24 protein-coding genes, 1 tRNA gene and 1 pseudogene are annotated in these 23745 nt (G+C 64.2%); 12 read left to right on the forward strand and 14 right to left on the reverse strand.

Annotated features, from left to right (window positions below; genetic code table 11):
* The 3 genes and pseudogenes from SO156_RS42520 to SO156_RS42530 all read right to left on the reverse strand — a co-directional run.
* Positions 1 to 274 (reverse strand): annotated as a pseudogene (locus SO156_RS42520) (dual-specificity RNA methyltransferase RlmN); the annotation flags it as partial.
* A 166-nt stretch (positions 275 to 440) separates the two neighbouring features.
* A complete protein-coding gene (locus SO156_RS42525; RefSeq protein WP_458150774.1) occupies positions 441 to 1082 on the reverse strand; it encodes an invasion associated locus B family protein in 642 nt (213 codons plus the stop codon).
* Positions 1083 to 1209: 127 nt separating this feature from the next.
* On the reverse strand, positions 1210 to 2049 hold the full coding sequence (locus SO156_RS42530; RefSeq protein ID WP_498538999.1) for an SDR family oxidoreductase: 840 nt from the start codon (positions 2047 to 2049) through the stop codon (positions 1210 to 1212).
* 248 nt (positions 2050 to 2297) lie between these two features.
* On the opposite strand from SO156_RS42530, the gene SO156_RS42535 reads away from it, so the two are divergent.
* From SO156_RS42535 to SO156_RS42545, 3 genes are all read left to right on the forward strand, one after another.
* The gene (locus SO156_RS42535; RefSeq protein ID WP_498539000.1) at positions 2298 to 3272 is read left to right on the forward strand and encodes an NADPH:quinone oxidoreductase family protein; all 975 of its coding nucleotides are present in this window, start codon (positions 2298 to 2300) and stop codon (positions 3270 to 3272) included.
* 367 nt (positions 3273 to 3639) lie between these two features.
* Positions 3640 to 4527, forward strand: coding sequence for a hypothetical protein (locus SO156_RS42540; protein ID WP_498539001.1), 888 nt, complete (start codon positions 3640 to 3642; stop codon positions 4525 to 4527).
* 25 nt (positions 4528 to 4552) lie between these two features.
* On the forward strand, positions 4553 to 5725 hold the full coding sequence (locus SO156_RS42545; RefSeq protein ID WP_498539002.1) for a TAXI family TRAP transporter solute-binding subunit: 1173 nt from the start codon (positions 4553 to 4555) through the stop codon (positions 5723 to 5725).
* Between the two features lie 151 nt (positions 5726 to 5876).
* Here the strand turns inward: SO156_RS42545 and SO156_RS42550 are convergent, their stop codons facing one another.
* Together SO156_RS42550 and SO156_RS42555 are read right to left on the reverse strand one after the other, a co-directional pair.
* The gene (locus tag SO156_RS42550) at positions 5877 to 6263 is read right to left on the reverse strand and encodes a YkvA family protein (RefSeq protein WP_458150779.1); all 387 of its coding nucleotides are present in this window, start codon (positions 6261 to 6263) and stop codon (positions 5877 to 5879) included.
* Between the two features lie 111 nt (positions 6264 to 6374).
* Positions 6375 to 6680 carry a 4a-hydroxytetrahydrobiopterin dehydratase gene (locus tag SO156_RS42555; protein ID WP_498539003.1) on the reverse strand — a complete coding sequence of 102 codons (306 nt, stop codon included), beginning with the start codon at positions 6678 to 6680 and terminating at the stop codon, positions 6375 to 6377.
* Between the two features lie 151 nt (positions 6681 to 6831).
* Here SO156_RS42555 and SO156_RS42560 point away from each other — a divergent pair, with 151 nt between their 5' ends.
* Positions 6832 to 8280, forward strand: coding sequence for a TAXI family TRAP transporter solute-binding subunit (locus SO156_RS42560; protein WP_458150781.1), 1449 nt, complete (start codon positions 6832 to 6834; stop codon positions 8278 to 8280).
* Positions 8281 to 8385: 105 nt separating this feature from the next.
* Positions 8386 to 9933 (forward strand): alkaline phosphatase D family protein, encoded by a 1548-nt coding sequence (locus SO156_RS42565; protein WP_498539004.1) that lies wholly within the window; start codon positions 8386 to 8388, stop codon positions 9931 to 9933.
* 9 nt (positions 9934 to 9942) lie between these two features.
* Here the strand turns inward: SO156_RS42565 and SO156_RS42570 are convergent, their stop codons facing one another.
* The gene (locus SO156_RS42570; RefSeq protein ID WP_498539005.1) at positions 9943 to 10350 is read right to left on the reverse strand and encodes a response regulator; all 408 of its coding nucleotides are present in this window, start codon (positions 10348 to 10350) and stop codon (positions 9943 to 9945) included.
* Positions 10351 to 10513: 163 nt separating this feature from the next.
* Between SO156_RS42570 and SO156_RS42575 the strand changes: the two genes are divergently transcribed.
* The 3 genes from SO156_RS42575 (at position 10514) to SO156_RS42585 (ending at position 14802) form a co-directional block, all read left to right on the forward strand.
* Positions 10514 to 11311: a Crp/Fnr family transcriptional regulator gene (locus SO156_RS42575; protein WP_498539006.1), complete on the forward strand. Its 798-nt coding sequence runs from the start codon at positions 10514 to 10516 to the stop codon at positions 11309 to 11311.
* A gap of 240 nt (positions 11312 to 11551) precedes the next feature.
* On the forward strand, positions 11552 to 13378 hold the full coding sequence (gene typA / locus SO156_RS42580; RefSeq protein WP_458150785.1) for a translational GTPase TypA: 1827 nt from the start codon (positions 11552 to 11554) through the stop codon (positions 13376 to 13378).
* Between the two features lie 176 nt (positions 13379 to 13554).
* Entirely contained in the window at positions 13555 to 14802 is a 1248-nt protein-coding gene (locus tag SO156_RS42585; RefSeq protein ID WP_498539007.1) for a flavin monoamine oxidase family protein, read from the forward strand.
* A 103-nt stretch (positions 14803 to 14905) separates the two neighbouring features.
* Here the strand turns inward: SO156_RS42585 and SO156_RS42590 are convergent, their stop codons facing one another.
* From SO156_RS42590 to SO156_RS42605, 4 genes are all read right to left on the reverse strand, one after another.
* A complete protein-coding gene (locus SO156_RS42590; protein ID WP_498539008.1) occupies positions 14906 to 15313 on the reverse strand; it encodes a thiol-disulfide oxidoreductase DCC family protein in 408 nt (135 codons plus the stop codon).
* A gap of 62 nt (positions 15314 to 15375) precedes the next feature.
* Entirely contained in the window at positions 15376 to 16701 is a 1326-nt protein-coding gene (locus tag SO156_RS42595; RefSeq protein ID WP_498539009.1) for an SDR family oxidoreductase, read from the reverse strand.
* 8 nt (positions 16702 to 16709) lie between these two features.
* Positions 16710 to 17177: a DUF2269 family protein gene (locus SO156_RS42600; protein WP_498539010.1), complete on the reverse strand. Its 468-nt coding sequence runs from the start codon at positions 17175 to 17177 to the stop codon at positions 16710 to 16712.
* The gene (locus tag SO156_RS42605; RefSeq protein ID WP_498539011.1) at positions 17174 to 18061 is read right to left on the reverse strand and encodes a dienelactone hydrolase family protein; all 888 of its coding nucleotides are present in this window, start codon (positions 18059 to 18061) and stop codon (positions 17174 to 17176) included. The genes SO156_RS42600 and SO156_RS42605 overlap by 4 nt, the downstream gene beginning before the upstream one ends.
* A 266-nt stretch (positions 18062 to 18327) precedes the next feature.
* Between SO156_RS42605 and SO156_RS42610 the strand changes: the two genes are divergently transcribed.
* From SO156_RS42610 to SO156_RS42620, 3 genes are all read left to right on the forward strand, one after another.
* Positions 18328 to 18837 carry a GNAT family N-acetyltransferase gene (locus tag SO156_RS42610; RefSeq protein WP_458150791.1) on the forward strand — a complete coding sequence of 170 codons (510 nt, stop codon included), beginning with the start codon at positions 18328 to 18330 and terminating at the stop codon, positions 18835 to 18837.
* 176 nt (positions 18838 to 19013) lie between these two features.
* Positions 19014 to 19547, forward strand: coding sequence for an inorganic diphosphatase (gene ppa, locus SO156_RS42615; protein ID WP_458150792.1), 534 nt, complete (start codon positions 19014 to 19016; stop codon positions 19545 to 19547).
* Positions 19548 to 19590: 43 nt separating this feature from the next.
* Entirely contained in the window at positions 19591 to 21072 is a 1482-nt protein-coding gene (locus SO156_RS42620; RefSeq protein WP_498539012.1) for a M20 family peptidase, read from the forward strand.
* Between the two features lie 159 nt (positions 21073 to 21231).
* On the opposite strand, the gene folD is transcribed toward SO156_RS42620, so the two are convergent.
* Genes folD through SO156_RS42635 form a run of 3 tightly spaced genes read right to left on the reverse strand, consistent with a single transcriptional unit; the run spans position 21232 to position 22777 of the window.
* On the reverse strand, positions 21232 to 22116 hold the full coding sequence (gene folD, locus SO156_RS42625) for a bifunctional methylenetetrahydrofolate dehydrogenase/methenyltetrahydrofolate cyclohydrolase FolD (protein WP_498539013.1): 885 nt from the start codon (positions 22114 to 22116) through the stop codon (positions 21232 to 21234).
* A gap of 3 nt (positions 22117 to 22119) precedes the next feature.
* Positions 22120 to 22470 carry a DUF167 domain-containing protein gene (locus SO156_RS42630; protein WP_458150795.1) on the reverse strand — a complete coding sequence of 117 codons (351 nt, stop codon included), beginning with the start codon at positions 22468 to 22470 and terminating at the stop codon, positions 22120 to 22122.
* 16 nt (positions 22471 to 22486) lie between these two features.
* A complete protein-coding gene (locus tag SO156_RS42635; RefSeq protein ID WP_458150796.1) occupies positions 22487 to 22777 on the reverse strand; it encodes a YggT family protein in 291 nt (96 codons plus the stop codon).
* 186 nt (positions 22778 to 22963) lie between these two features.
* On the opposite strand from SO156_RS42635, the gene SO156_RS42640 reads away from it, so the two are divergent.
* Positions 22964 to 23039, forward strand: a tRNA-Ala gene (locus SO156_RS42640).
* A gap of 242 nt (positions 23040 to 23281) precedes the next feature.
* Here SO156_RS42640 and SO156_RS42645 read toward each other — a convergent pair.
* The coding region (locus SO156_RS42645; RefSeq protein WP_498539014.1) for an enoyl-CoA hydratase-related protein at positions 23282 to 23745 on the reverse strand (464 nt) is incomplete at its 5' end.

Consider the following 23745-nt stretch of genomic DNA (forward strand, 5'->3'; position numbering starts at 1 on the left):
CTTCGGGCCGGTCGACGGTGAAGTGGTTTGCGAGCTCGGCGCGGATGTCCTTCGAGATCGAGGTCATCTCGTCGAAACTCTTGGCGCCGCGGAAATAGATCCAGTGCCACAATTGCTGCACGCGCATCTTGCGCTGTGCGGGCGCAACGCCGATCTCGCCAAGGCGCTCGGCAAGCTCGTTGCGCGACAGGCCGATGAGCGACGGTCTGGCCGGCGGCACGTAGGTTTCGAGCGGAGTCTTCTCCACGAGTGTTGCGTTGTGCGGCTCGGTCATCGGTTACCTGAGATTGCTGCTATCTCGTCATGCCCGGGCTTGTCCCGGGCATCCACGTTCTTTTCCCCGTAGCCAGCGCGTGGATGGCCGGGACAAGCCCGGCCATGACGGCTGTACCTTTGGGATAGCCCCTATATAGCAACCGGACCTGCCGATTGCGACCGCGCTAACGCTTGCAGTCCTGCGCGATTCGATCGAGGGCCTGCGCCAGGCCCTTGAGCGAAAACGTGTCGGTGGTCTCGGTCCCCTTGGCCGAGACGCCCTTGACCACGAGATCGGCGGATTTGCGCATGGCCTCGACCATCCGATCCTCCTCGGCCGCGTTCTTGATCCATAGGCCGTCGCCTTGCGTGTACATCGCGTAGGACGCACCGCCGACCTCCAGCGTCGATTCCGAGCCCGGTTTCAGCGCGTAACCGATCATCACCGAGACTTCGTTGCTGACCCTCTCCGACGGCCGGGTCGAGACGAAGGCATAGGCCGGATCGCGCGGCCGGTTCGGCGGATTGGTCTTCGATGACGAGGGTTTTGCCAGCGCGAAACAGACTTTCTTGCCGTTGGGCGTCGCCGAATAGGCGCCCCAGGTGCCGAACTGGCCGATCAGGGTCGGCTCCGCGCCACCTGCAATGGCCGGAGGCGGCGCTACCGGCTTGCTCTCAGGCTTTGCAGCCGTCTTGGCAGCCGCGGCCGGCTTAGCCGCTGCCTTGGGTGCCGGTTGCGCCGGTGGTGCGGTTTGCGCGCGCGCAAGCTCGGCCGTCCCGCACGCCACCACGCCAGTCATCAAGGATAAAAAAAGCACCCGCCACATGCTGGAGTGGTTCCCTCAATATTGTGACTGGAAGATGGCCCGGCCGGACTTTGTCCCAAGGCCAAAATAACCCGTAAGAGCCTGATTCGGAACGAGGTTACGGGGAAGAAAGTCCTAGTCTTACCGCTTAGACCTTCGACCTAGCGGCACGCTGCGCGGCCCATTGCGCCTCGGTCCAGCCGAGCAGGTCCTCGGCGCCGGAACTGCGCAAATGGGCGCCGCCATCGATCACCACCATCTCGCCGTTGATATAGCCGGCGCGGTCCGAGACCAGAAAGCTGGCGAGATCGGCGAGCTCGGCATGCTCGCCGGTGCGGCCCAGCGGATTGCGCGACGCCCAGCCCTCATCGCGGCCGTCCGGGCGCAGCTGGCCGGAGGCGCCGACGGTCGGGAACGGACCCGGCGCAATCGCCACGGTGCGGATGCCCTTCGGGCCCCATTCCACGGCGAGGCTCCTGGTCATCGCCAGCACGGCCGACTTCGCCATCGCTGAAGGCACGGTGAAGGCGCGGCCGGTGATGGTCGAGGTCGAGAGGATGGAGAGCACGACGCCCCCATGCCCGCCTTCGATCCAGCGGCGGCCCGCCGCAAGCGTGCAATACATCGCGCCGTGCAGCGTCGGCGCCAGGATCGCGTCCGCGGCACGGAATGAGAGATGCTCGCTCTGTGCGATGAAGGTCGCCGCCGCATTGTTGACGAGAATATCGAGCGGCGCCTCGCGCCAGATCTGATCCATCATGCGATCGACCGCCGCACCGTCGCGGATATCGCAGACGATGGTCGTGACCTTGCCGCCGGTCTGGTTTCGCATCTCGCTGGCGGCAGCCTCGAGGCGATCCGGCTTGCGGCCGCAGATCGCGAGCTCGGCGCCGAGCGCGAGGAAGCGACGCGCCATCGCAGCACCAAGTCCGGAGCCGCCGCCGGTAACGAGGATGCGCTTGTCCCCGAGCAGGCCTGTTTCAAACATCGTTTGAATCCTCCCATGGCGATCCTCATCCTGGGGAGCTTGCGTAGCAAGTGTCTCGAAGGATCGAGGCCCGCGCTGCGGCAGCTCGACCTTCATGGTTCGAGACGGAGCTAACGCGCCTCCTCACCATGAGGAGCAGAAACCGGATTGTGGCCCGGCTTCAAATCCGGCAGAAACGAGCCCAACTATAATTCCGATCTCGAAACGCCAAGCATGTCTATGAACGTGTGTCTCAAGAAGGTGTCGCCATGAAAGCCATCCTCTGCTCGCAATATTGCCAACCCGACGATCTCGTGCTGGCCGATGTGCCGGATCCTGTGGCAGGGCCCGGCGAAGCCGTGATCGCGATCAAGGCGGCGGCGCTGAATTTCTTCGACATTCTGATGATTCAGGGCAAGTACCAGATCAAGCCGCCGTTCCCGTTCTCGCCGGCCGCCGAAGTCGCCGGCGTCATCGAAAGCATCGGCGCGGGCGTGACCGATCTGAAAGTGGGCGATCGCGTGGTGGCCTCCTGCGGCCACAACGGCGCGCGCGAGAAAATCGCGCTGCCGGCTGCTTCGATCGTGAAGATCCCGGACAATCTCGACTATGACCGCGCGGCCGGCATCATCATCATCTACGGCACCGCGCTGCATGCGCTTGAAGATCGCGCGAGCCCGAAACCGGGCGAGACGCTCGCGGTGCTGGGCGCGGCGGGCGGCACCGGCCTGGCGGCGTGCGAGCTCGGCAAGCTGATGGGGCTGAAGGTGATCGCCTGCGCCTCGTCGGACGAGAAGCTCGCCTTTGCGAAAGCGCACGGCGCGGAGTTGACGCTCAACTACGGCAAGGAAGATCTAAAGGAAGGCCTGCGCAAGCTCACCGACGGCAAGGGCGTCGACATCATCTTCGATCCCGTGGGCGGTGCTTACGCGGAAGCCGCGCTGCGCTCGATCGCGTGGGAAGGCCGCTTCCTGGTGATCGGTTTTGCTGCAGGCGACATCCCAAAGATGCCGCTCAACCTCGCGCTGCTGAAGGGCTGCGATATCCGCGGCGTGTTTTGGGGTGCCTGGACGCGGCTCAATCCGGCGAAGAACCGCGCCAATCTGGAGAAGCTCGTGAAGTGGACTGCGGAAGGCAAGATCTCCTCCCACGTCGACCGCACCTTCCCCCTGGCGCAGACCGCGGATGCGCTGAAAGTGTTGGCCGGCCGCCAGGCGATGGGCAAGGTGATCCTGCATCCCTGACGTCGCGCGGATGTTGCGAAACGTTGCTCGCCACGAGGCTGGCCGTCATCGCCCGGCCTGATCGCGCGATTCGGTATTTCAGAGATGGCGGTCGGATACGTGGCCGCCCCCGCTCTCGCGCACAATAACGCGCCGCGGTATGGTAAAAAATTTCTCAACCACAGCGATCAAAATATACGGTGCACTTCCCGTCTTCGCCTCAATCAAACCTAAATCTTTCCTGATTCGCCCCAATCGTCGTCGTCTTTTGGGCTGAATCGGACGGCGATTTACCGGTTCCAGTGGCGGGGGCTTCTGGACAACAACAAGAAGACTTTACCCGGGATGCCCCCAGCGCGTTGCGTTTAGTAATAGGGGAGCATCAACCATGGAGACGACGGCCTACCGTCTGTCCAAGACGTCTCGGGCGTTCGACCTCGAGCAAACGATCGATCCGAGCGCTATGCCCTATCATCTGGCCCAGGCTGACCGGACCGAGCTTTCACCACACGATCCGATCCCGCTGTTCCTGTCAGATCCGCAGGGCACGCCGGATCCGCGGGAGTTTACGCCCCGCCGCGTGCGGCGCATTGGCCTCGCCACGCAGATCGTGGCCAGCGTGCTGGCCGCATCCGCCATCGCCGTGCTGGTCGCGCTGTTTCAATCCGACGTCAGCCGTCTCTATGCAGTCTATGCCACGGCCTGGATCGGCAGCGTGGCGGCGGAGGAGCCGGCGACACCTCCGGTACCGGTCGCAAGCCAGACTCCGCTGAAGGATCCGGCCCGGGTGTCGAACCCGGTGCAGGTCGCGAGCGCAGAATCCCGCGAGGCCATCGCGCCGTCGACGCCGAGCCGCGAGGCGATCGCGACCGCCTACCAGAACGCGCTGCAAGCGCAGACGCCGACGCAAGCGCAGGCACCGACACAGGCCGTCGCCGCACCCGTTGCGCCGCCGCCGGAGCCGCCGGCGCCACCACCTCAGCCCGTGGTCAAAACGCTCGACGCCGACACGCTGGCCGGGCTGATGACGCGCGCCAAGAGCCTGATGACGATCGGCGATATCGCCGCCGCCCGGCTGCTGCTCGAACGCGCGGCGAATGCGCAGGACGCGACAGCGGCGTTCGTTCTGGCACAGACTTTTGACCCGACCGTGCTCGGCACCAAGGATACGCGCAGCATCACCGCGGATCCCACCACCGCGCGGAGCTGGTACCAGAAGGCCGCCGCGCTCGGATCCGCGGAGGCACGCGCGCGCCTCACGCAACTTCAAGACTGAGATTCCAATTTAAGCAGAGGACATCATGCGTAACGCTTTGCGAATGGCGCTTGCCGCCATAGTGACGATGTGCGGCTTAGCGGCGGCACAGGCCGAGCAGACCGAATACGACCCGAGCAAGGTCTCGGACAGCCTGAAGGCGATCTTCCAGTTCGGATCGGTCTCGACCAAGCAGGCGTTGAACGCCAACACGGTCACGCTGATCACCGGCACCATCGGCGGTACCTACGTGCAGTTCGGCGCCGATCTCGCCTCCGTGCTCGATGACGGCAACAAGCTACGCGTGCTGCCGATCGTCGGCCGCGGCTCGGTGCAGAGCGTCGCCGACATCCTGTTCCTCCAGGGTGTCGATCTCGGCATCGTTCGCGCCGACACGCTCGACTATCTCGAGCGCAAGGGGTTTGCGAGCGACATCAAGAAGCAGTTCACCTATGTGACCAAGCTCTACAACGAGGAAATGCAGGTCATCGCGCCGAAATCGGTTGCGACGCTCAAGGATCTCGAGGGCAAGAAGGTCAGCGTCGATCTGCCCAATGGCGGCACCTTCGTCACCGCGCTCACGGTGTTCGAGCGGCTCGGGATCAAGGCCAACTTCGTCTATATCGAACAACGCATCGCGATGGAGAAGCTGAAGGCCGGCGAGATCGACGCGGTGATCGTGGTCGGCGGCAAGCCGTACAAATCGGTCTCGACCTTCAACAATGACGGCCGCTTCCACCTTGCCGGCGTGGACTACGCCAAGCCGCTCCAGAGCGACTATCTGCCGGCGACGTTGACCGCAAAGGACTATCCGAACCTTATCAAGGAAGGCGAGACGGTCGACACGATCGCGGTCCCGGCCGTCCTTGCCGCCTATAATTGGGGGCCGAAGACGGATCGTTACCGCAAGATCGCACTTTTCGTGGACGCGTTCTTCACGAAATTCCCGTCGCTGCAGAACCCGCCCTTCCATCCCAAATGGAAAGAGGTCTCGCTCGCGGCTCCCCTGTCGGGCTGGAACAGGCTGCCGGTGGCACAGCAATGGCTCGACAGCCACGGCGTCGAGCCGGTGGCGCGCCAGCGCTTCGAGACGTTCCTGAAGCAGAACCCGGCGGCGGCAAAGGTGTCCGACACCGACAAGGAAGCGCTGTTCAAGCAATTCCAGGCTTGGGAAGCGCAGAACAACTCGCGGCCGCAGGCGAGGTCGGAGAAGAAGTAGAAGGCGTCGTCAACACTCTTACCGTCATCGCCCGCGAAGGCGGGCGATCCAGTACGCCGCGGCAGTGCAAGGAACGTCTGGCGTCTCTGGAATACTGGATTCCCCGCTTTCGCGGGGAATGACTGCGGAAGGTGTGACTTGGCTCGCGTGACTACGCTTCCGCCTCTGCCTCGCCCACACCGCGCTTCAGCGCGGCACGGGCGGCTTCGCGGTGGTCCGGCGTGATGTGGCTGGCGACCAGCTTGATTGCGGTCGCGAGCACGGCGGCATCATCGGTGAAGCCGAGCACCGGCAGCATGTCGGGCACGACATCGAACGGCAGGATGAAATAGGCGATCGCACCCAGCAGCGACGCCTGCACATGGCGCGGCGTCTGCTTGTCAAAGGCGCAGTAATAGGCGGCGAGCAGATCCTCTGCGAACGGCAGGTGCGCAACCACGCGCTTCAACTTGCGCCAGAAGCGCCGGCGCACGGTCTCGCGGTCTTCCGCCAGCCGATCGGCCGGCTCAAAGCCGACGCTGTGTTCGGCAGCAGCCATGGTCCAAAACTCCCCGTTCAGGCCGGCGCGGCCGATTGTCCCAGCCGATGCCGATCACAAGATGGGGATGCGTCGGCACAGCAACAAGGCGTCAGCCAAACCTGCCTGTCTTCAACCAAGGCCTGCCTGTTTGGCAATGGCGTTCATCGCCTTGGCGAGCTCGATATCGAGCGTGGTGACGCCGCCGGCATCATGGGTCGAAAGCACCACGTCGACCGTCTTGTAGACGTTCTTCCACTCGGGATGATGGTCCATCTTCTCGGCCACCAACGCCGCGCGCGTCATGAAGCCGAAAGCCTGGTTGAAATCCCGAAAGGCAAACGTCCTGCCGATCGCCTCGCGGCCGGGGGTCTCGGTCCAGCCGGATAGTTCGCTCAAGGCCTGCTTGCGTGCTTCCGCCGACAGCCGCTCCGTCATGGTCGCCTCCGTTTTCAGGGGAACTTTACCCTAACACGGTGCTGACGCCGAGGTTCATACAGGGTTGTCGTCCTTCCGCTAACCATGACGCAGATGTAACCCTGACGGGCAAGAATTTTGCTACAATTACCGGCCTAATGACCAGGCTAGGATGAAACCGAGCCTGAAGCACCTGTATGGGAGATCGATGACCGGGGGCCTCGACCTGGCCGAAACACCCACACCGACGTCGCCGCGATCGGCGGCGCGGAAGACCATGCTCGTTTCGCTCGCGTTCGTGCTCGCCATCGTCGGCGCGCTGGTCGGCGGTTATTATTTTGCGATGCGCCCGGTGACGCTGAAGATCGCGGTTGGCCCGGCCAACAGCGACGACGTCAAGGTCGTTCAGGCGCTGACGCAGGCCTTCGTCCAGAGCAAGGGCTATGTCCGGCTGCGTCCGGTCCAGACCGACGGCGCCACCGCTAGCGCCGAAGCGCTCGCCGAGAACAAGGTCGACCTCGCCATCGTCCGCGGCGATCTCGACGTGCCGAAGAACGCCCAGGCCGTCGCCACCCTGCGCAAGAACGTCGTCGTGCTGTGGGTCCCGCCGGCCGGCAAGGGCAAGAAGAAGGGCGCAAAGATCACCAAGATCGCGCAGCTCGCCGGCCATCGCGTCGGCGTGGTCGGCCGCACCCAGGCCAACGTCAATCTCCTGAAGGTGATCCTGCAGCAATATGGCGTCGATCCCGCCAAGGTGGAGATCGTGCAATTCCCGGCCAATGAAGCCGCCGAAGCGATCCGTACCCAGAAGGCCGACGTCTATCTCGCTGCCGGACCCGTCAACAGCAAGATCACCGCGGATGCGATCGCCGCCTCCACCAAGGACGGCGGCACGCCGACCTTCCTCGCGATCGATTCGGCCGACGCGATCGCGCAAAACCATCCAGTCTATGAGGCGTCCGAGATTCCCGCCGGCACCTATGGCGGCTCGCCCGACCGGCCCGATGACGAGGTCAAAACCATCAGCTTTGCCCACCACATCGTGGCGCGCAAAGGCCTCTCGGACACCACCGTTGCCGCCTTCACCCGCCAGCTCTTCGCGATACGCCAGCAACTGGTGACGGAATTCCCGCTGGCGGCGAAGATCGAGACGCCCGACACCGACAAGGACGCCGTGATCCCCGTGCATCCTGGCGCGGCCGCCTTCGTCGACGGCGAGGAAAAGACCTTCCTCGACAGGTACAGCGACTACATCTGGTGGAGCCTGATGGCGCTCTCGGCGATGGGCTCGATCGGCGCCTGGTTCGCCGGCTACCTCAAGAAGGACGAGCGCGACAACAACAGCCATCTGCGCGAGCGGCTGCTGGACATGATCGCGGCTGCGCGGCGCTCGGAGACCATCGACGAGCTCGACCAGATGCAAAGCGAGGCCGACGACATCCTGCGCGACACGCTGCGCTGCTTCGACCACGGCGCCATCGAGGAAGGCGCGCTCACCGCCTTCAATATCGCGCTGGACCAGTTCCACGCCGCGGTCGCCGACCGCAAGGCGGTGCTGCTCAGCCTCCCACAGAACCTGCAGCGCGCCGGCGCCCAATTCCGCGCCGCCGGCAACGCGTAAGTGCTTGCGCGCGTAATTGCTGCGTCACATTGTCTCAATATAGCGTTGGCTTCGCAGTGACGGCTGCCGCCGCAGCCGTCCGGACCGATCCCGGGACGATTCCCCATGAAAATCAAATTCTCCCGCCGGCAATTCCTCTCCACCAGCGCCGGTGCGCTGGGCTCGATCGCGATGCCCTATGTGTCGCGCGCGGCCGACCGTCCGATGATTACCCATGGCGTGCAGTCGGGCGACGTCACCGTCGATGGCGGCGTGGTCTGGGCGCGCGCCGATCGTCCCTCGCAGATGCTGGTCGAGGTGGCGACGACCGATAGCTTCAAGGATGCCCGCGCGCTGCCGCCGATCGCCGCGCTGCCCGAGAGCGATTTCACCGCGAAGATGCTGGTCGAAAATCTGCCCGGCGGACAGGACATCTTCTACCGCGTCCGCTTCCGCGATCTGTCGCACACCGCGATCGAGAGCGAGCCGGTGGTCGGTCGCTTCCACACCGCACCCACTGACCGCCGCGACGTCAGCTTCGTCTGGGGCGGCGACGTCGCCGGCCAGGGCTGGGGCATCAATCCCGATGACGGCGGGATGTTCACCTTCTCGGCGATGCGCAAACACCGCCCGGACTTCTTCCTGCATTCCGGCGACACGATCTATGCCGACGGCGTGATCCCCTCCGAGGTGAAGCTTGCCGACGGCAAGACCTGGAAAAACGTCACCATCCCCGAAAAGGCCAAGGTCGCCGAGACGCTCGACGAGTTCCGCGCCGCTCACAAATACAATTTCACCGACGACAATGTCCGCGCCTTCAATGCCGAGGTGCCGATCTTCGTGCAGTGGGACGACCACGAGGTGACCAACAACTGGTCGCTGTCGAAGGATCTGCCGGCTACCTACAAGGAGCGCAACATCACCTTGCTCGCCGCGCGTGCCGCACGCGCCTTCCACGAGATGTATCCGATGCGCGAGAGCATCGTGGAGCCGGGCCGGGTCTATCGCCAGATCTCCTACGGCCCGCATCTCGACGTCTTCATGCTGGACGAGCGCAGCTATCGCGGCCCCAATGGTCCGAACCTGGAGACGGAATACGGCCCCGCGTCCTATTTCCTCGGCCCGGATCAGATGGCCTGGCTGAAGCGCGGCCTGCTCAACTCGCGCGCGACCTGGAAGGTGATCGCCTCGGACATGCCGCTCAGCCTGCTCGTCTATGACGATGCGGCCAACAAGAAGGGCTCGGAAGCCTTCGCGCAGGGCGACGGCCCGCCGCGCGGCCGCGAACTCGAGATCGCCGACATCCTGCGCTTCATCAAGATGGCGCCGATCAAGAACACGGTGTGGCTGACCGCCGACGTGCACTATGCCGCCGCGCATTACTACGATCCGAACAAGGCGCAATTCCAGGACTTTGAGCCGTTCTGGGAGTTCGTCTCGGGTCCGCTGCATGCCGGCACGTTCGGGCCGAACGAGCTCGACAACACCTTTGGACCGGACGTGCGCTTCATCAAGGCACCGGGGCTCGACAAACAGAACCTGCCGCCGTCGGCCGGCATGCAGTTCTTCGGTCATGTCAAGATCGACGGCGCAAGCGGCCAGATGACCGTCACATTACGCGACCGCGCCGATGTCGCGCTGTGGTCGACCACGCTCGATCCAAAGCTGGTCTAGAGCATACTGTTACCTGGAGGCACGCGTGCGCAGCGCGGCCTCCAGGGCATCACTCGAGCAGGGCTTTTGCAACCGCGGTAAGCCGGCGAACTCGGGCGGAATCCGCGTCTCGGCGCCGTAGCCGGTGACGAAGACGAACGGGACTTTGAGCGCAACCAGGCGCTCGGCGATCGCAAAACTCTTCTCACGCACCAACTCGACATCGAGAAGAGCGAAATCCGGCATACGGTCGGTGATCGCATCCAGCGCACGCGCAACCGACGCAACGGTGCGCACCTGCTTCACGCCGAAGCCGAGCAGGCGGTCCTCGAAATCGATCGCGATGATGGGATCGTCCTCAACGATCAGCACGTCGGCGGGGACATCGGAGCCGTCGAATGAAACGCGTCGCATGATCTCGTCGATTGAGGGCTGCATGGTCTTTCCAATCACGACGGCCTCAGGCCCGATGCCTGCGCCCCGCGCATCGGTGTTCCAGGAACGAAACCCACCACATCATCGTTTCTCAGTCTGTCCACTTGTGCACACAGGCGGCGAACGGACCCAGCTAATGTCGAAGGGGAGATCGGAGAGCTTTGGGATGGATGCACGAAGCAGCAAGACAGCCGAGATTGCGAGCCGCCCCTACAACAATCTGCTGCGGCGATTGAACCAGGCCGACTACACGCTGATCGCGCCGCATCTGACGACCGAGACGGCATCGGCGAGCGAGCTGCTCTACAATCCCGGCGACGACGTCCAGGTCGTGCACTTTCCCTGCGGGCCGTCGCTCGCGACCTTCCTCGTTCCCAACGAGGACGGCCGCGACGTCGAGACCATTCTGGTCGGCCGCGAGGGTGCCGTGGGTGGCATCGTCAGCGAGGGCTATCTGCCGGCCTATACGCGGATCATCGTGAAGTTCGGCGGCCCCTTTGCGCGCATCCATGTCGGCAAGCTCGAGGCAGCCAAGCGGAGCTCACCATCACTGCGCAACATCTTCGTGCGTTACGCTGACTGCATGCTCGCGCAGATATTCCAGTCGACGGCCTGTAATGCCATCCACTCGATCGAGCAGCGCACCGCCAAATGGATTTTGGCCGCGATGGAGCGCACCGACGGCGACGATAGCGTGCCGCTCACCCACGAGCAGCTAGCGACCTTGCTCGGCGTCGGCCGCAGCTATGCAAGCCGCATCATCCAGTCGTTCAAGACGCAAGGCATAATCGAAACCCGCCGCGGCTCGATCCTCGTGCGCAACCGCGATGGCCTCAAATTGCGGGCCTGCCTGTGCAATGACGCGGTGAAGGACCATTTCGAGGAGGTGCTGCGCGGGGTCTATCCGACGGAGGAGGCGGATGCCGGCGCGGGAGGCGGTCCGCCATCCCACTCCCGCCGCTAAGCCCCGGGAATACCCGGACAAAAATCAATCAACCAACCCCGAAAGAACACATTGTTTTTTGACGTTTTTTGCCTATATTGCGCTGCAAACGCATTGAGGTACCCGGCTCTGATGGCCGGGTTTCCTTTTTGGGCGGAAAGCGCCCGTTTCTCAGGTTTCCAGCGTTGTTTCGAGAAAGAGGTCCCGGTCTGACCGGCGAGATCGCGCTAACCCATTGTTCGACCGCAAAGAAGCTCACTCATGAACCTTCGTAACGTCGCCATCATCGCCCACGTCGACCACGGCAAGACGACCCTCGTCGACCGTCTCCTCCAGCAATCCGGCACCTTCCGCGAGAACCAGAAGGTGACCGAACGCGCCATGGACTCCAACGATCTGGAGCGTGAGCGCGGCATCACCATCCTGGCCAAGGCGGCCTCGGTGCAGTGGAAGGACACCCGCGTCAACATCGTCGACACCCCAGGCCACGCCGATTTCGGTGGTGAGGTCGAGCGCATCCTGAACATGGTGGACGGTGCGCTGGTGCTGGTCGACGCCGCCGAAGGCCCGCTGCCGCAGACCAAATTCGTGGTCTCCAAGGCGCTCAAGGTCGGCCTGAAGCCGATCGTCGTCATCAACAAGGTCGACCGCCCCGACGCGCGCCCGACCGAGGTGATCAACGAGGTGTTCGACCTGTTCGCGGCACTCGACGCCAGCGAGGAGCAGCTCGACTTCCCGATCCTCTACGGGTCGGCCAAGCAGGGCTGGATGGCCGAAAGCCCGGAGGGTCCGAAGGACAAGGGCATGGAGCCGCTGTTCGACCTGATCCTGCGCCACGTCGCGGCGCCGAAGGTCGAGGAAGGCCCGTTCAAGATGATCGGCACCATCCTGGAGGCCAACCCCTATCTCGGCCGCATCATCACCGGCCGCATCTCGTCCGGCGTCCTCAAGCCGAACCAGCAGGTCAAGGTGCTCAACGCCGACGGCAAGCTGGTCGAGCAGGGCCGCATCACCAAGATCCTGGCCTTCCGCGGTCTCGAGCGCACGCCGCTCGATGAAGCCGAAGCCGGCGATATCGTCGCCATCGCGGGCCTGACCAAGGGTACCGTGGCCGACACGTTCTGCGATCCGACCGTCGAGGTGCCGCTGCCGGCGCAGCCGATCGACCCGCCGACCGTGTCGATGTCGTTCATCGTCAACAACTCCCCGCTCGCCGGCACCGAAGGCGACAAGGTGACGAGCCGCATGATCCGCGACCGTCTGCTCCGCGAAGCCGAAGGCAATGTCGCGCTGCGCGTCGTCGAAGCCGCCGACAAGGATGCGATGGAAGTATCGGGTCGCGGCGAATTGCAGCTCGCGATCCTGATCGAGACCATGCGCCGCGAAGGTTTCGAGCTCTCGGTGTCGCGTCCGCGCGTCGTCTACCAGAAGGACGAAGCCACCGGCGCCACCATGGAGCCGGTCGAGGAAGTCGTCATCGACGTCGACGAGGAGCATTCCGGCGTCGTCGTGCAGAAGATGAGCGAGCGGAAGGCCGAACTGATCGAGATGAAGCCCTCGGGCGGCAATCGTCAGCGCCTGGTGTTCTACGCGCCGACCCGCGGCCTGATCGGCTACCAGGGTGAACTTTTGACCGACACCCGCGGCACCGCGATCATGAACCGCCTGTTCCACGACTACGCGCCCTACAAGGGCGAGATCCAGGGCCGCCGTAACGGCGTCCTGATCTCCAACGACCAGGGCGACGCGGTGGCCTACGCCATGTTCAAGCTGGAAGACCGCGGCCCGATGATGATCGAGCCGGGCTGGAAGGTCTATCGCGGCATGATCGTCGGCGAGCACACCCGCGACAACGATCTCGAGATCAACGTGCTCAAGGGCAAGCAGCTCACCAACATCCGCACTACGTCCAAGGACGAAGCGGTGCGCCTGACCCCGCCGATCCGGATGACGCTGGAAAAGGCGCTCGCCTATATCGAGGACGACGAGCTCGTCGAGGTGACGCCGAAGTCGATCCGCCTGCGCAAGAAGCATCTCGATCCGAACGAGCGCAAGCGCGCGGAGAAGGCCAAGGAAGCGGTGGCGTAAGGCCACGCTGTCATTTCCTGGTCATCTTGCTGTCATGCCCCGGCTTGACCGGGGCATCCAGTACGCCGCGGCTTCTCCGTATATCACTACTGTCTCTGGAATACTGGATCACCCGCCTTCGCGGGTGATGACTGTTCGTTTATGGTGGCTTCTCGCGAACGTGCTAGAGCCCAGCCATGACCTCCCTCCCCTCCTCCGTCGACGTCGCAATCATCGGCGCGGGCGCCGCTGGCCTCGGTGCGGCCCACGCGCTGAAGGATTCCAGCCTCTCTGTCGTCGTGCTCGAAGCGCGCGACCGGCTCGGCGGCCGCGCCTGGACCGTCCAGGCTTCACCTGAGGTCATCTTCGATGTCGGCTGCGGCTGGCTGCATTCAGCGGACAAGAATTCTTTCGTAGGAATCGCCGAACGCCTGAATTTCGAGGTCAACAAGGATATTCCGCCCTGGCGCGATCGCGCCTTTGGCGAGGTGTTTCCGGATAGCGAGCGCGAAGACTTCGGGCGCGCGATCGACGAATTCTACGAGCGTGTCGCGGAAGCTGCGCAGGACGACGAGGATGCGCCAGCCGAACGCTATCTCGAACCCGGCAATCGCTGGAACCCCATGATCAATGCGGTCTCGACCTATGTGAACGGCTGCGAGCTCGACCGCGTCTCGATTCTGGACATGGACGCCTACGAGGACACCTACTTCAATTGGCGCGTGCGGGCCGGATTTGGCACGCTGGTCGCGGCCTATGGTGTCCCGTGTCCCGTGGCACTGAACTGCAACGTCACGCTGGTCGATCACTCCGGCAAACGCATCAGGCTCGAAACGTCGCTCGGCACGCTCACCGCGGCAAAGGTGATCGTCACGGTACCGACCAACCTGATTGCGGATGAAGCGATCCGCTTCTCGCCGCAGCTCCCGGCCAAGGTCGACGCCGCGCGCGGCCTGCCGCTCGGCGTCGACGACAAGGTGGTGCTGGCGCTGGAGGACGCGGAAGCCTTTCCAATCGAAGGCAATTTGCGCGGCGCCACCATGCGGACCGCCATGGGCACCTATCACATCCGCCCGTTTGGTCAGCCCTGCATCGACGGCTTTTTCGGCGGCCGCTTTGCACGCGAATTGGAGGACGCTGGCGATGGCGCCTTCGCCGCACAAAGCATCGACGAGATCGCGGACTATCTGGGCAACGACATCAGGCGCAAGCTGAAGCCGCTCGCCGAGTCCCGTTGGGCTCACGACCCCTTCGCCCGCGGCGCCTATTCCCACGCGCTCCCCGGTCATGCCGGCGACCGCGCCGTGCTGGCAGCTCCCGTCGATGGGCGGCTGTTCTTCGCAGGCGAGGCGACGTCGCCACACTTTTTCTCGACCGCGCACGGGGCGCGGGATTCGGGTGAGCGGGCGGCGGGGGAGGTGTTGGCGGCGATGGCGAAGGCGTAACAGCAGACTCCGTCATTGCGAGCGCAGCGAAGCAATCCAGAATCCCTCCGCGGAAAGTTTCTGGATTGCTTCGTCGCTTCGCTCGTCGCAATGACGACGAGTACTATTCGATTACCCGCGCCCGCAAATCCGCGTCCGGCACGAAGCAGGCGTCGTACTTGCCGAAAATGCGGTAGCGGTTGCGCGCGACCAGATTGTAGACCGCGCTCCGCAGCGGCTTCGGCACGGCGAAGAGCACGCGCACCCAGCTCCAGCCGGGGAGCTGCGAGAGCACGGTCAGTGCGGCGTCCGATTTCATGAACACCTCGCCGCCGTGAACGACCGCGTTGGTGTCGGGATCATCGGGATCGATGCCGAAGGTCTGTGCGAGCTTCGTTCCGTACTCCGACTGGATCGGCGTGAAGCGGAATCGCCTTGCCGTGTCGCGCGTCGCGACGAAGCGGATCCAGCGCGAGCAGAAGATGCAGACGCCGTCGAACAGGATCACGTCGTCATCGGGCCATTTGCTCATTCGGAGACTCTGTCTTGACGCGTTTTCTTCACGCGAACCGGTACCCACTTCGCTCGAAAACACTATCGGTTGTCCAACATCAACAGCGCGACGAGCATCAGCACGATCGCCGGGCCCGTCTTCACCAGTGCGCCGAGCGGCTCGATCCAGAGATCCGGCGTCAGGATCGCGGCGCCGACCATATAGCCGAGCGAGGCAACGATGCCCGCAATGAGCCCGAATGCCGAGGTGCGACGGAATGCGATGAGGAGGCCGACCGACATGTCCATCAGGCTGGTCCCGATGGTGATGGGATCGACCAGTGCGGACGGAAAGCCGTGCGTGCTCAGGATGCCGGCGGCGGCACGGTAGGAGACGAACAGGGCGATGAAACCGGAGACGACCCAGAACGCGACCAGGCTCGCGAAAACCAGCGCCTTGACCAGGTACAGCCGCGCGAACCATTTGTCCTGGATGGTGGCGGGATGGCGTCCGATCGTGTCTGCCAGTGTCTTCGGCGCGAGGCCTGTAGCCGCAATCCAATGCTGCGGGTCGCCCGTCACGCCGCGGCGCAGTTCGGCGATCGCGGTCGAGCGCATCGGCGGCATCCAGCCGAGCCGGCTGGCGAGATCGCCGAGCCTCGCCCCAACGTCGAGCAGCAACGACGGCATCGCAAAATGCGGCCAGCTCGCGGTGCCGAAGGCAATACGGAATTGCTTGATGACGCCGGCCATCGTGACCGGCTCGGCGTGCATCAGGTCCCAGCTCACGGCTTTCACGGAAGGATCGTCAATGTCGCGCGCCGCGAGCCAGGCAATCGTGGCCGCGATGTCCTCGACCGCGACCGGACGGAACGGCGTCGCCATCTCCTCGGCCGGCAGGTCGAGCGGAAAGGCCGCGAGCGCGCGCAGCATGGCGCTGCCGCCATAGGCTGATGGCGCGACCACGAAGCCGGGGCGCAGGATCCCGTGAGGAATGCCGGAAGCGGCGATCAGACGCTCCGCCTCGCGCTTGGTCGTGGCAAAGGCGGTGCGGTCCTCGTTGGCGGAGCCGGGGATCGAGATGTGCACCAGCCGGATCGCGCGACCGCTATGCCTGATCGCCTGCAACAGGCGCGCGACGAAGTCGCGATGCACGGCATTGGTGTCGCTGCCGGGACCGTTCTGAAGCACGCCCAGGCAATTCACGATCACGTCGACCGAATGCTCGTTCAGAAGGCGCATCAGCGCCGCTGCGTCGAGCGTTATGATCGGCAGCTCGATATCGAGCGCGCTCATCTTCTGCGCCGGCGACAACTGTCGCGCCACGCCGATGACGCGAAAGCCGCGCATCCGAAGATCGTCGGTGACGAACCGGCCGATCAGGCCGGAGGCGCCGAGGAGGAGAATGTTGTGCGCCGCTTCACTCATCGCGTCACTCAAAACGGCTTTGCGATCATCAGCCAGAGGATCAGCATCGTCGCGCCAAAGCCTGGGAAGCCGAAGGCGAACCAGCGGCGGAACAGCACGAAATAGCGCGGCGGCAAGGCTACGTCTTGTTCGGCCGCCTTGCGCGCGAGATCGCGCATCTCGATCTGCATGAACACGACAGGCACCCAGAACAGCCCGGCGACGGCATAGAGCGCGAGGGAGACGACCAGCCAGCGCTCCGTGATCGACGTCGCCGAGAGCATCATCAACAGTCCGCCCGTGACCGGCTGGAGAATGACGGCCGAGAGCGTGAACAGGGCGTCCGCGATCACCACGACCGCGGCCGTGCGCGCGATGAACTCGGCATCCCGGCTGCGATGTGCCATCAGCATGAAGAAGGCGATGCCGCTTCCGGTGCCGAGGATGACGATGGCGCCCGCTACGTGCAGATATTTGACCAGGAAATACAGCGTCATGGTTTCTTGGCCAGCGCCGGCTTTGGCGATTTCAGCGCGCGTTCCAGCTCGGCGCTGGCGGCTTTGACGCCGGCTTCGGTCTCGATCATCCAGTGGCCCTCGCTGCCCACGGCAGGCAGCGCGCGGAAATCAACCTTGCCACCACTGCTGCGAAATGTATCGGCCAATTGCCGCGAAAATACTGGCGCGAAGTAGGTGTCGTTGGCCGCCACCAGCCACGTGACGGGCACGCGCGCCGCCTTGCCGAACTCGCCTGCCACTGAGATGAGCGTATGCGGCGCGCAGATCTGGTTCGGAAAGTCGTTGGCGTGGCCGCCGCGTCCGGGTGCGAAGGCGATGATGGCGCCAACCATGTTGGGGTCGGCACTAGAAAGCGCCAGCGCGCCCCAGCCGCCCGCCGAATGACCGAGCACGACGGCGCCATCCTTGCGGACGAAATCCTGTTCTCGCATAAATTCCAGCGCACGCGCGATTTCCTCAGCCGTGGCACGGCCCGACCGCGCATAGTCCGCCTCGTCGCAGCCGCCCTGGTCCTCGACATAGCGGCCGCCGGTTGCGCCATGGCCGAGCCGTTCTGGCACCAGCACGGCAAAGCCGCGCGCGATCAGAAACGTCGCCAGCGCGCGGTATTCCGGTTGCGGCATTTGCACACGACGCAACACATTTTGCGTCGACGCATGCGCGATTAGCGCGAGGCGGAACGGACCTTCGCCCGGCGGGCGAAAGAGCAATGCGCGCGCCGCGATGCTGGCGTCGGATGTGGGCACGCGCCACTCCTGCCGACGAAACGGCTCGCCCTCGGCGCCCGAGGCCCCCAACGCGCTCTGCGCCCGCACGGGTGTGGCAAGGATGAGCAGGGCAACAATGAACGCAGAGAACCGCATAACTGCCGGCAACAGGATTTGAAGGATAAAGCCCAGACTAGCTGGAACGAATCATCCTGGGCGGACTTTTCTCGCGTTGCCGCCATGCAGACCTTTGTCACAAAGCAGTTTTGCACCGGCACGCGGCAGGCCAATGCCGGCCAAAGCGGCGTCCTGTCCTCTTTCGGTACAGCATGGCTCGGAAACTGATGCAGAAAGTCCACAGGTTAACCGATAATTAACGATGGCTCTTGCCGCCGGCCCGGCGACTTGGTTTGATCGCGTCCATGAGCACAACCCTGATCGAGGTCCGGCCGGCCAAAGCTGTTGACGCAGCCGCGGTGGCGTCTACCCATGACGAAGCTTGGCGATCGGCCTATCAGGGCATCATTCCCGGCGCCGAGCTGGAAAAGCTGATCAATCGCCGTGGCCCGCAATGGTGGGACAGCGCGATCCGCAAGGGCAGCCGCGTCAGCGTATTGGTGTTCGGCGACAAGATCGCGGGCTACGCGAATTACGGTCGCAACCGCGCCCGCAGCCTGCATTTCGACGGCGAAATCTACGAGCTTTATCTGCGTCCGGAATTCCAGGGGCTGGGCTTCGGCCGGCGCCTGTTCACCGCCGCCCGCCGCGACCTGATGCAGAGCAATTTGAAGAGCATGGTCGTCTGGGCGCTGTCCGACAACGATCCGGCCACGGAGTTTTACCGGGCGCTGGGTGGCCGCATGGTGGCGCGCTCGTCGGAGCGGTTCGGGCCTAAGTCGCTCGACAAGGTCGCTTTCGCCTGGACCAATTGATCTACCGTCGTTTGGTCGGCAGTACTTCCTTCCGCCGATACCGTTTGCCCATTTGAGCCGGTAGAACCAGCGTTCATTAATTCGCGAAAAGTCGATGGATCGGCGGGCCAAGCCCGCGTATGACAGCGCCAAATCGCTGCCGGGCGAGATCCCTTTCGGCAAACACGGAGTCTTTTATGCGTATCGATGCGGTCTCGATCGGGACCAAAGCGCCAAACGAAGTCAACGTCATCATCGAAGTGCCGGTTGGCGGCGAGCCGATCAAGTACGAGATGGACAAGGAAGCCGGCACGCTGGTCGTCGACCGCTTCCTCTACACGCCGATGCGCTACCCGGGCAATTATGGCTTTATCCCGCACACGCTGTCGGATGACGGCGATCCCTGCGACGTCTTGATCGTCAATACCCGCGCCATCATCCCTGGCGCCGTCATGAGCGTGCGCCCGGTCGGCGTGCTGTTCATGGAGGACGAAGCGGGCGGCGACGAGAAGATCCTGGCGGTGCCGTCGTCAAAGCTCACGCAGCGCTACGACAAGATCAAAGCCTATAGCGACCTGCCCGACATCACGCTGCAACAGATCCAGCACTTCTTCGAGCACTACAAGGATCTCGAGAAGGGTAAATGGGTAAAGATTCTGCGCTGGGGTGGCCCGGAGGAGGCGCACAAGCTGATCCTCGAAGGCATCGAGCGCGCGAAGAAAGCGAAGTAGCGTTCAACGTACGGGGTACGGGCATCGGTTTTGGGGCTCTTCGATGCGCCGGCTTCTCAGGATCATCCGCAACGTCGTTGTGCTGATTGTCGCCGGCGTGCTCGTGCTCGCTGGCGTCTTGCTGTTCAACGTTTTCACGCGGACATCGCGGCAGGTGCAGGTCGTGGCGATCCCGCGCGCAACCGTCGACACCGAAGGCGCGACAAGGCGGCTGTCGGAGGCGATCCGCTTCCGGACTATCTCGAACTTCCTCAATCCGGAGCAGGACGCTGACGCTCTGCGTGGGATCGAGGCGCATATCGCAGCGAGCTTTCCGGCCTTCAACGCCGCGGCCAAGCGCGAGGTGATCGGCGGCCACAGCCTGCTCTTCACCTGGGAAGGCTCCGATCCCACGGCGCAGCCGATCGCGCTGCTCGCGCATCAGGACGTGGTGCCGATCGCGCCGGGCACCGAGAAGGACTGGCAGCAAAAGCCGTTCGACGGGGTCATCGCCGACGGCTTCATCTGGGGCCGCGGCTCCTGGGACGACAAGGGCAACCTCTATTCCATGCTGGAGGCGGCCGAACAGATGGCTAGGAGCGGCTTCCATCCGAAGCGAACGATCTACTTCGCCTTCGGCCATGACGAGGAGGTCGCGGGCACCCGCGGCGCCAAGGTGATCGCGGCCACGCTCGAAGCACGCGGCGTGCGTCTCGACTTCGTGCTCGACGAGGGCCTCCTGATCGCCGAAGGCATGATGAAGGGTCTCAACAAGCCGGCTGCGCTGATCGGGCTCGCGGAAAAGGGCTACGCGACGCTGGTGCTGACTGCGCATGCCACGCCCGGCCATTCCTCGATGCCGCCACGCGAGACCGCGATCGGCATGATGAGCGCGGCGCTGGCGCGGCTGGAGGACCATCGGCTGCCGATGCATATCCGCGGCGCGGTGGCCGAGATGTTCGACACGCTGGCGCCGGAGATGAGCGGTTTCAGCCGCGTCGTTCTCTCCAACCTCTGGCTGTTCAAGCCGCTGCTCTTGCGCGAGTTCGAGAAGAACGGCCCAAGCGAGGCGATGGTCCGCACGACGACCGCGCTCACCATCTTCAATGCCGGCGAAAAGGACAATGTGCTGCCCGGGAATGCGGAAGCCACCGTCAATTTCCGCCTGCTGCCCGGCGACACGCAAGGCAGCGTCACCGATCACGTCCGCACCACGATCGACAATGGCAAGATTTCGATCGCGCCGTTCCCCGGCAACACCGATCCGCCGCCGGTGACGGGGACTGCGAGCAAATCCTATGCGGCGCTGAACCGCACCATCCGCGAGGTCTTCCCCGACGTCGTCGTCGCGCCCGGCCTGATGGTCGCGGCCACCGATTCACGCCACTACGCTGGGATCGCCGACAACATCTTCCGCTTCTCGCCGGTGCGCGCCAACAGCGAGGACTTGAAACGGTTTCACGGCACCAACGAGCGCCTCAGCATCGAAGGCTATGCCGACATGATCCGCTTCTACCGGCGGCTGATCGAGAATACGGCGGGTTGATCTTTCTACCCAATCCCTCCGGCGTTCCCCGGATGCTGCGCAGCGCGCCGCCTCTTGCGGCATGATGCGCTGCTGATCCGGGGTCCATCCGGAGACATGGATCCCGGCTCTGCGTCGCGTCATTGCATGCCGCAACGCGTCCGGGACACGAGAGGTTGGTTACACCGCCGGCTTCGGCAGGCCGGCGATCGCGCAGGCTGCACGCAGTGTGTTCACCAGCAGGCACGCCACCGTCATCTGACCGACGCCACCCGGTACCGGCGTGATCGCGCCGGCGACGTTCAAAGCTTCCTGATAGGCGACATCTCCGACGAGACGCGTCTTGCCGTCTTCTCTCGGGATGCGATTGATGCCGACGTCGATCACGGTCGCGCCCGGCTTGAGCCAGTCGCCGCGCACCATTTCCGCCTTGCCGACGGCGGCATAGACGAGGTCCGCACGCCTGACGAGCCCATGCAGATCGCGCGAGCGCGAATGCGCAATCGTCACCGTAGCGTTCTCGTTGAGCAGCAACTGCACCAGCGGACGGCCGACGAGGTTGGAGCGGCCGATGACGATGGCGTTCATGCCTTCGAGCGAGGCGTGCACGCTCTTGGTCAGGATGATGCAGCCGAGCGGCGTGCAGGGCGAGAGCGCCTGGAAACCACCTGCGAGCCGGCCGGCATTGTTTGGATGCAGCCCATCGACGTCCTTGGCGGGATCGATAGCGTTGATCACGGCCTCGGTGTTGAGGCCCTTGGGCAGCGGCAGCTGCACCAGGATGCCGTGCACGGCGGGATCGCGATTGAGCTTGGCGACGAGCGCCAGCAGATCGCCCTGCGAGACGTCGGCCGGCAGCCTGTGCTCGAACGAGGCCATGCCTGCAGCCTGGGTTTGGGCCTGCTTGTTGCGAACATAGACTTCGCTGGCAGGATCGTTGCCAACCAGCACGACGGCCAAGCCCGGCACCAGATCGTGCTCGCGCTTGACGCGAGCGACCTCGTCGGCGACGCGGGCTCGGAGCTCCGCGGCAATGACTTTCCCATCGATGATCTTTGCCGTCATGTCCTAATCCCTGTCCGTCGATTTGGCCGCCGCAAGCCGGCGCAGCACCTCACCAAGGCGCACCGGGTCGCCATCGACCGCAATCTGCTTCAGCCGCGAGGTGGCGCCCGAGAGCAGCCGCACGCTCGCCTTCGGCACGTCGAGCGATTTCGCCAGCAGCTGCAAAACCGCTCGGTTGGCCTCGCCGCCATCGGCAATCGCCCGCACCCGCACCTTGAGCACGCTGCGGCCGTCGGAGAGCGCCTCGACGCCATCGATGTCGTCGCGGCCGCCGCGCGGCGTCACCCGCAGCGCGATGCTGATACCCGAGGTGGAATAGCGCCAGGGTTCTGTAGAAGGCTTTGTCGAAGCCAACGCCCGCCTGCTTCGCCTAAATCACGTTCGGGTAGATGTAGTACATGATCACCCGCTCGATGAACATGATGATCAGAATCAGGATGATCGGCGAGATGTCGATGCCGCCGAGATTGGGCAGGAAATTGCGAATCGGCGCCAGCACCGGCTCGGTGATGCGGAACAGGAACTCCGCCACTGCCGAGACGAACTGGTTGCGGGTGTTCACCACGTTGAAGGCGATCAGCCAGGACAGGATCGCGGATGCGATCAGCAGCCAGACGTAAAGGTCGAGCACGATGATGACGATGTCGAGAACGGCACGCATGGCTGTGAAAACTCTGGTTCCGGTGGGGATTGACGCCTTTTGCTAGATATCGGTTCCCCCCGGTCCAAACAAGGGAAGTCCCGGCATCCAGGGCCAAAACCGGACTACGCCCGTCCTTGACTTGACCTTGGCGGGGACTTAAATGGCGCCCGGTTGTCGGCCGCGTTTACCAGAGCGGCTCGCGACGGGGCCATAGCTCAGCTGGGAGAGCGCGTCGTTCGCAATGACGAGGTCGGCGGTTCGATCCCGCCTGGCTCCACCAGCCTTCGCTCGCTTCGCGAGCTACGGCTCGGCAAGCCCGGGAAGTCCCTCGTAGCGAAGCTAGCGAAGGCTGCCGCGGCGTAGCCCGAAGGGGCGAAGCCGGGCTTTATTTCCAATCGGTCACGAGCATTATGCCTCATTCTGAGGAGCCCGCGACAGCGGTCGTCTCGAGGGATGGCCGCGGGTAAGATCCCGGCCTTCATGGTTCGAGACGCGCGTGCCGCGCTCCTCACCATGAGGGTCTCACCTCCCCGTGAACCGTGGCGGCCGTTTCTCCATGAAGCTCGCCACGCCTTCCCGGAAATCGCTGCCGTTCAGCGCCACCAGCATCTCCCGGTTGGCCTCGATCGTAGCCTCGGCCAGCGTCTGGAACGGCACCTCGTAGAGCTGCCGCTTGATGACCGCCATGGCGCTCGGCGAGACGAAATCGGCGAGATCGCGCGCATAGGCGTAGGTCTCCTCGCGCAGCCTCTCGGGCGGACAGAGCCGGTTGACCAACCCCATGCCCAGCGCCTCCTCGCTCGAGACGCGCCGGGCCGAGAGCAAGAGATCCAGCGCATTGGCGTGGCCGACGATACGCGGCAGCATCCACGAGATCCCATGTTCGGCAATAAGTCCGCGCCGCGCAAAGGCCGTGGTGAACACCGTGTTGTCCGCCGCAAAGCGCAGGTCGCAATAGAGTGCATGCACGAGGCCGATGCCGGCGG

This window comes from Bradyrhizobium sp. UFLA05-125 (assembly GCF_059803515.1).

Coding starts and splice junctions, on each gene's coding strand:
- SO156_RS42585 (WP_498539007.1), top strand. CDS start 13,555: ATGACCTCCCTCCCCTCCTCCGTCGACGTCGCAATCATCGGCGCGGGC.
- SO156_RS42530 (WP_498538999.1), bottom strand. CDS start 2,049: ATGTTTGAAACAGGCCTGCTCGGGGACAAGCGCATCCTCGTTACCGGC.
- SO156_RS42600 (WP_498539010.1), bottom strand. CDS start 17,177: ATGACGCTGTATTTCCTGGTCAAATATCTGCACGTAGCGGGCGCCATC.
- SO156_RS42605 (WP_498539011.1), bottom strand. CDS start 18,061: ATGCGGTTCTCTGCGTTCATTGTTGCCCTGCTCATCCTTGCCACACCC.
- SO156_RS42635 (WP_458150796.1), bottom strand. CDS start 22,777: ATGCGTGCCGTTCTCGACATCGTCATCATCGTGCTCGACCTTTACGTC.
- SO156_RS42570 (WP_498539005.1), bottom strand. CDS start 10,350: ATGCAGCCCTCAATCGACGAGATCATGCGACGCGTTTCATTCGACGGC.
- SO156_RS42550 (WP_458150779.1), bottom strand. CDS start 6,263: ATGGCTGCTGCCGAACACAGCGTCGGCTTTGAGCCGGCCGATCGGCTG.
- SO156_RS42560 (WP_458150781.1), top strand. CDS start 6,832: ATGAAACCGAGCCTGAAGCACCTGTATGGGAGATCGATGACCGGGGGC.
- SO156_RS42565 (WP_498539004.1), top strand. CDS start 8,386: ATGAAAATCAAATTCTCCCGCCGGCAATTCCTCTCCACCAGCGCCGGT.
- SO156_RS42535 (WP_498539000.1), top strand. CDS start 2,298: ATGAAAGCCATCCTCTGCTCGCAATATTGCCAACCCGACGATCTCGTG.
- SO156_RS42620 (WP_498539012.1), top strand. CDS start 19,591: ATGCGCCGGCTTCTCAGGATCATCCGCAACGTCGTTGTGCTGATTGTC.
- SO156_RS42575 (WP_498539006.1), top strand. CDS start 10,514: ATGGATGCACGAAGCAGCAAGACAGCCGAGATTGCGAGCCGCCCCTAC.
- ppa (WP_458150792.1), top strand. CDS start 19,014: ATGCGTATCGATGCGGTCTCGATCGGGACCAAAGCGCCAAACGAAGTC.
- typA (WP_458150785.1), top strand. CDS start 11,552: ATGAACCTTCGTAACGTCGCCATCATCGCCCACGTCGACCACGGCAAG.
- SO156_RS42525 (WP_458150774.1), bottom strand. CDS start 1,082: ATGTGGCGGGTGCTTTTTTTATCCTTGATGACTGGCGTGGTGGCGTGC.
- SO156_RS42540 (WP_498539001.1), top strand. CDS start 3,640: ATGGAGACGACGGCCTACCGTCTGTCCAAGACGTCTCGGGCGTTCGAC.
- SO156_RS42555 (WP_498539003.1), bottom strand. CDS start 6,680: ATGACGGAGCGGCTGTCGGCGGAAGCACGCAAGCAGGCCTTGAGCGAA.
- SO156_RS42610 (WP_458150791.1), top strand. CDS start 18,328: ATGAGCACAACCCTGATCGAGGTCCGGCCGGCCAAAGCTGTTGACGCA.
- folD (WP_498539013.1), bottom strand. CDS start 22,116: ATGACGGCAAAGATCATCGATGGGAAAGTCATTGCCGCGGAGCTCCGA.
- SO156_RS42595 (WP_498539009.1), bottom strand. CDS start 16,701: ATGAGTGAAGCGGCGCACAACATTCTCCTCCTCGGCGCCTCCGGCCTG.
- SO156_RS42545 (WP_498539002.1), top strand. CDS start 4,553: ATGCGTAACGCTTTGCGAATGGCGCTTGCCGCCATAGTGACGATGTGC.
- SO156_RS42590 (WP_498539008.1), bottom strand. CDS start 15,313: ATGAGCAAATGGCCCGATGACGACGTGATCCTGTTCGACGGCGTCTGC.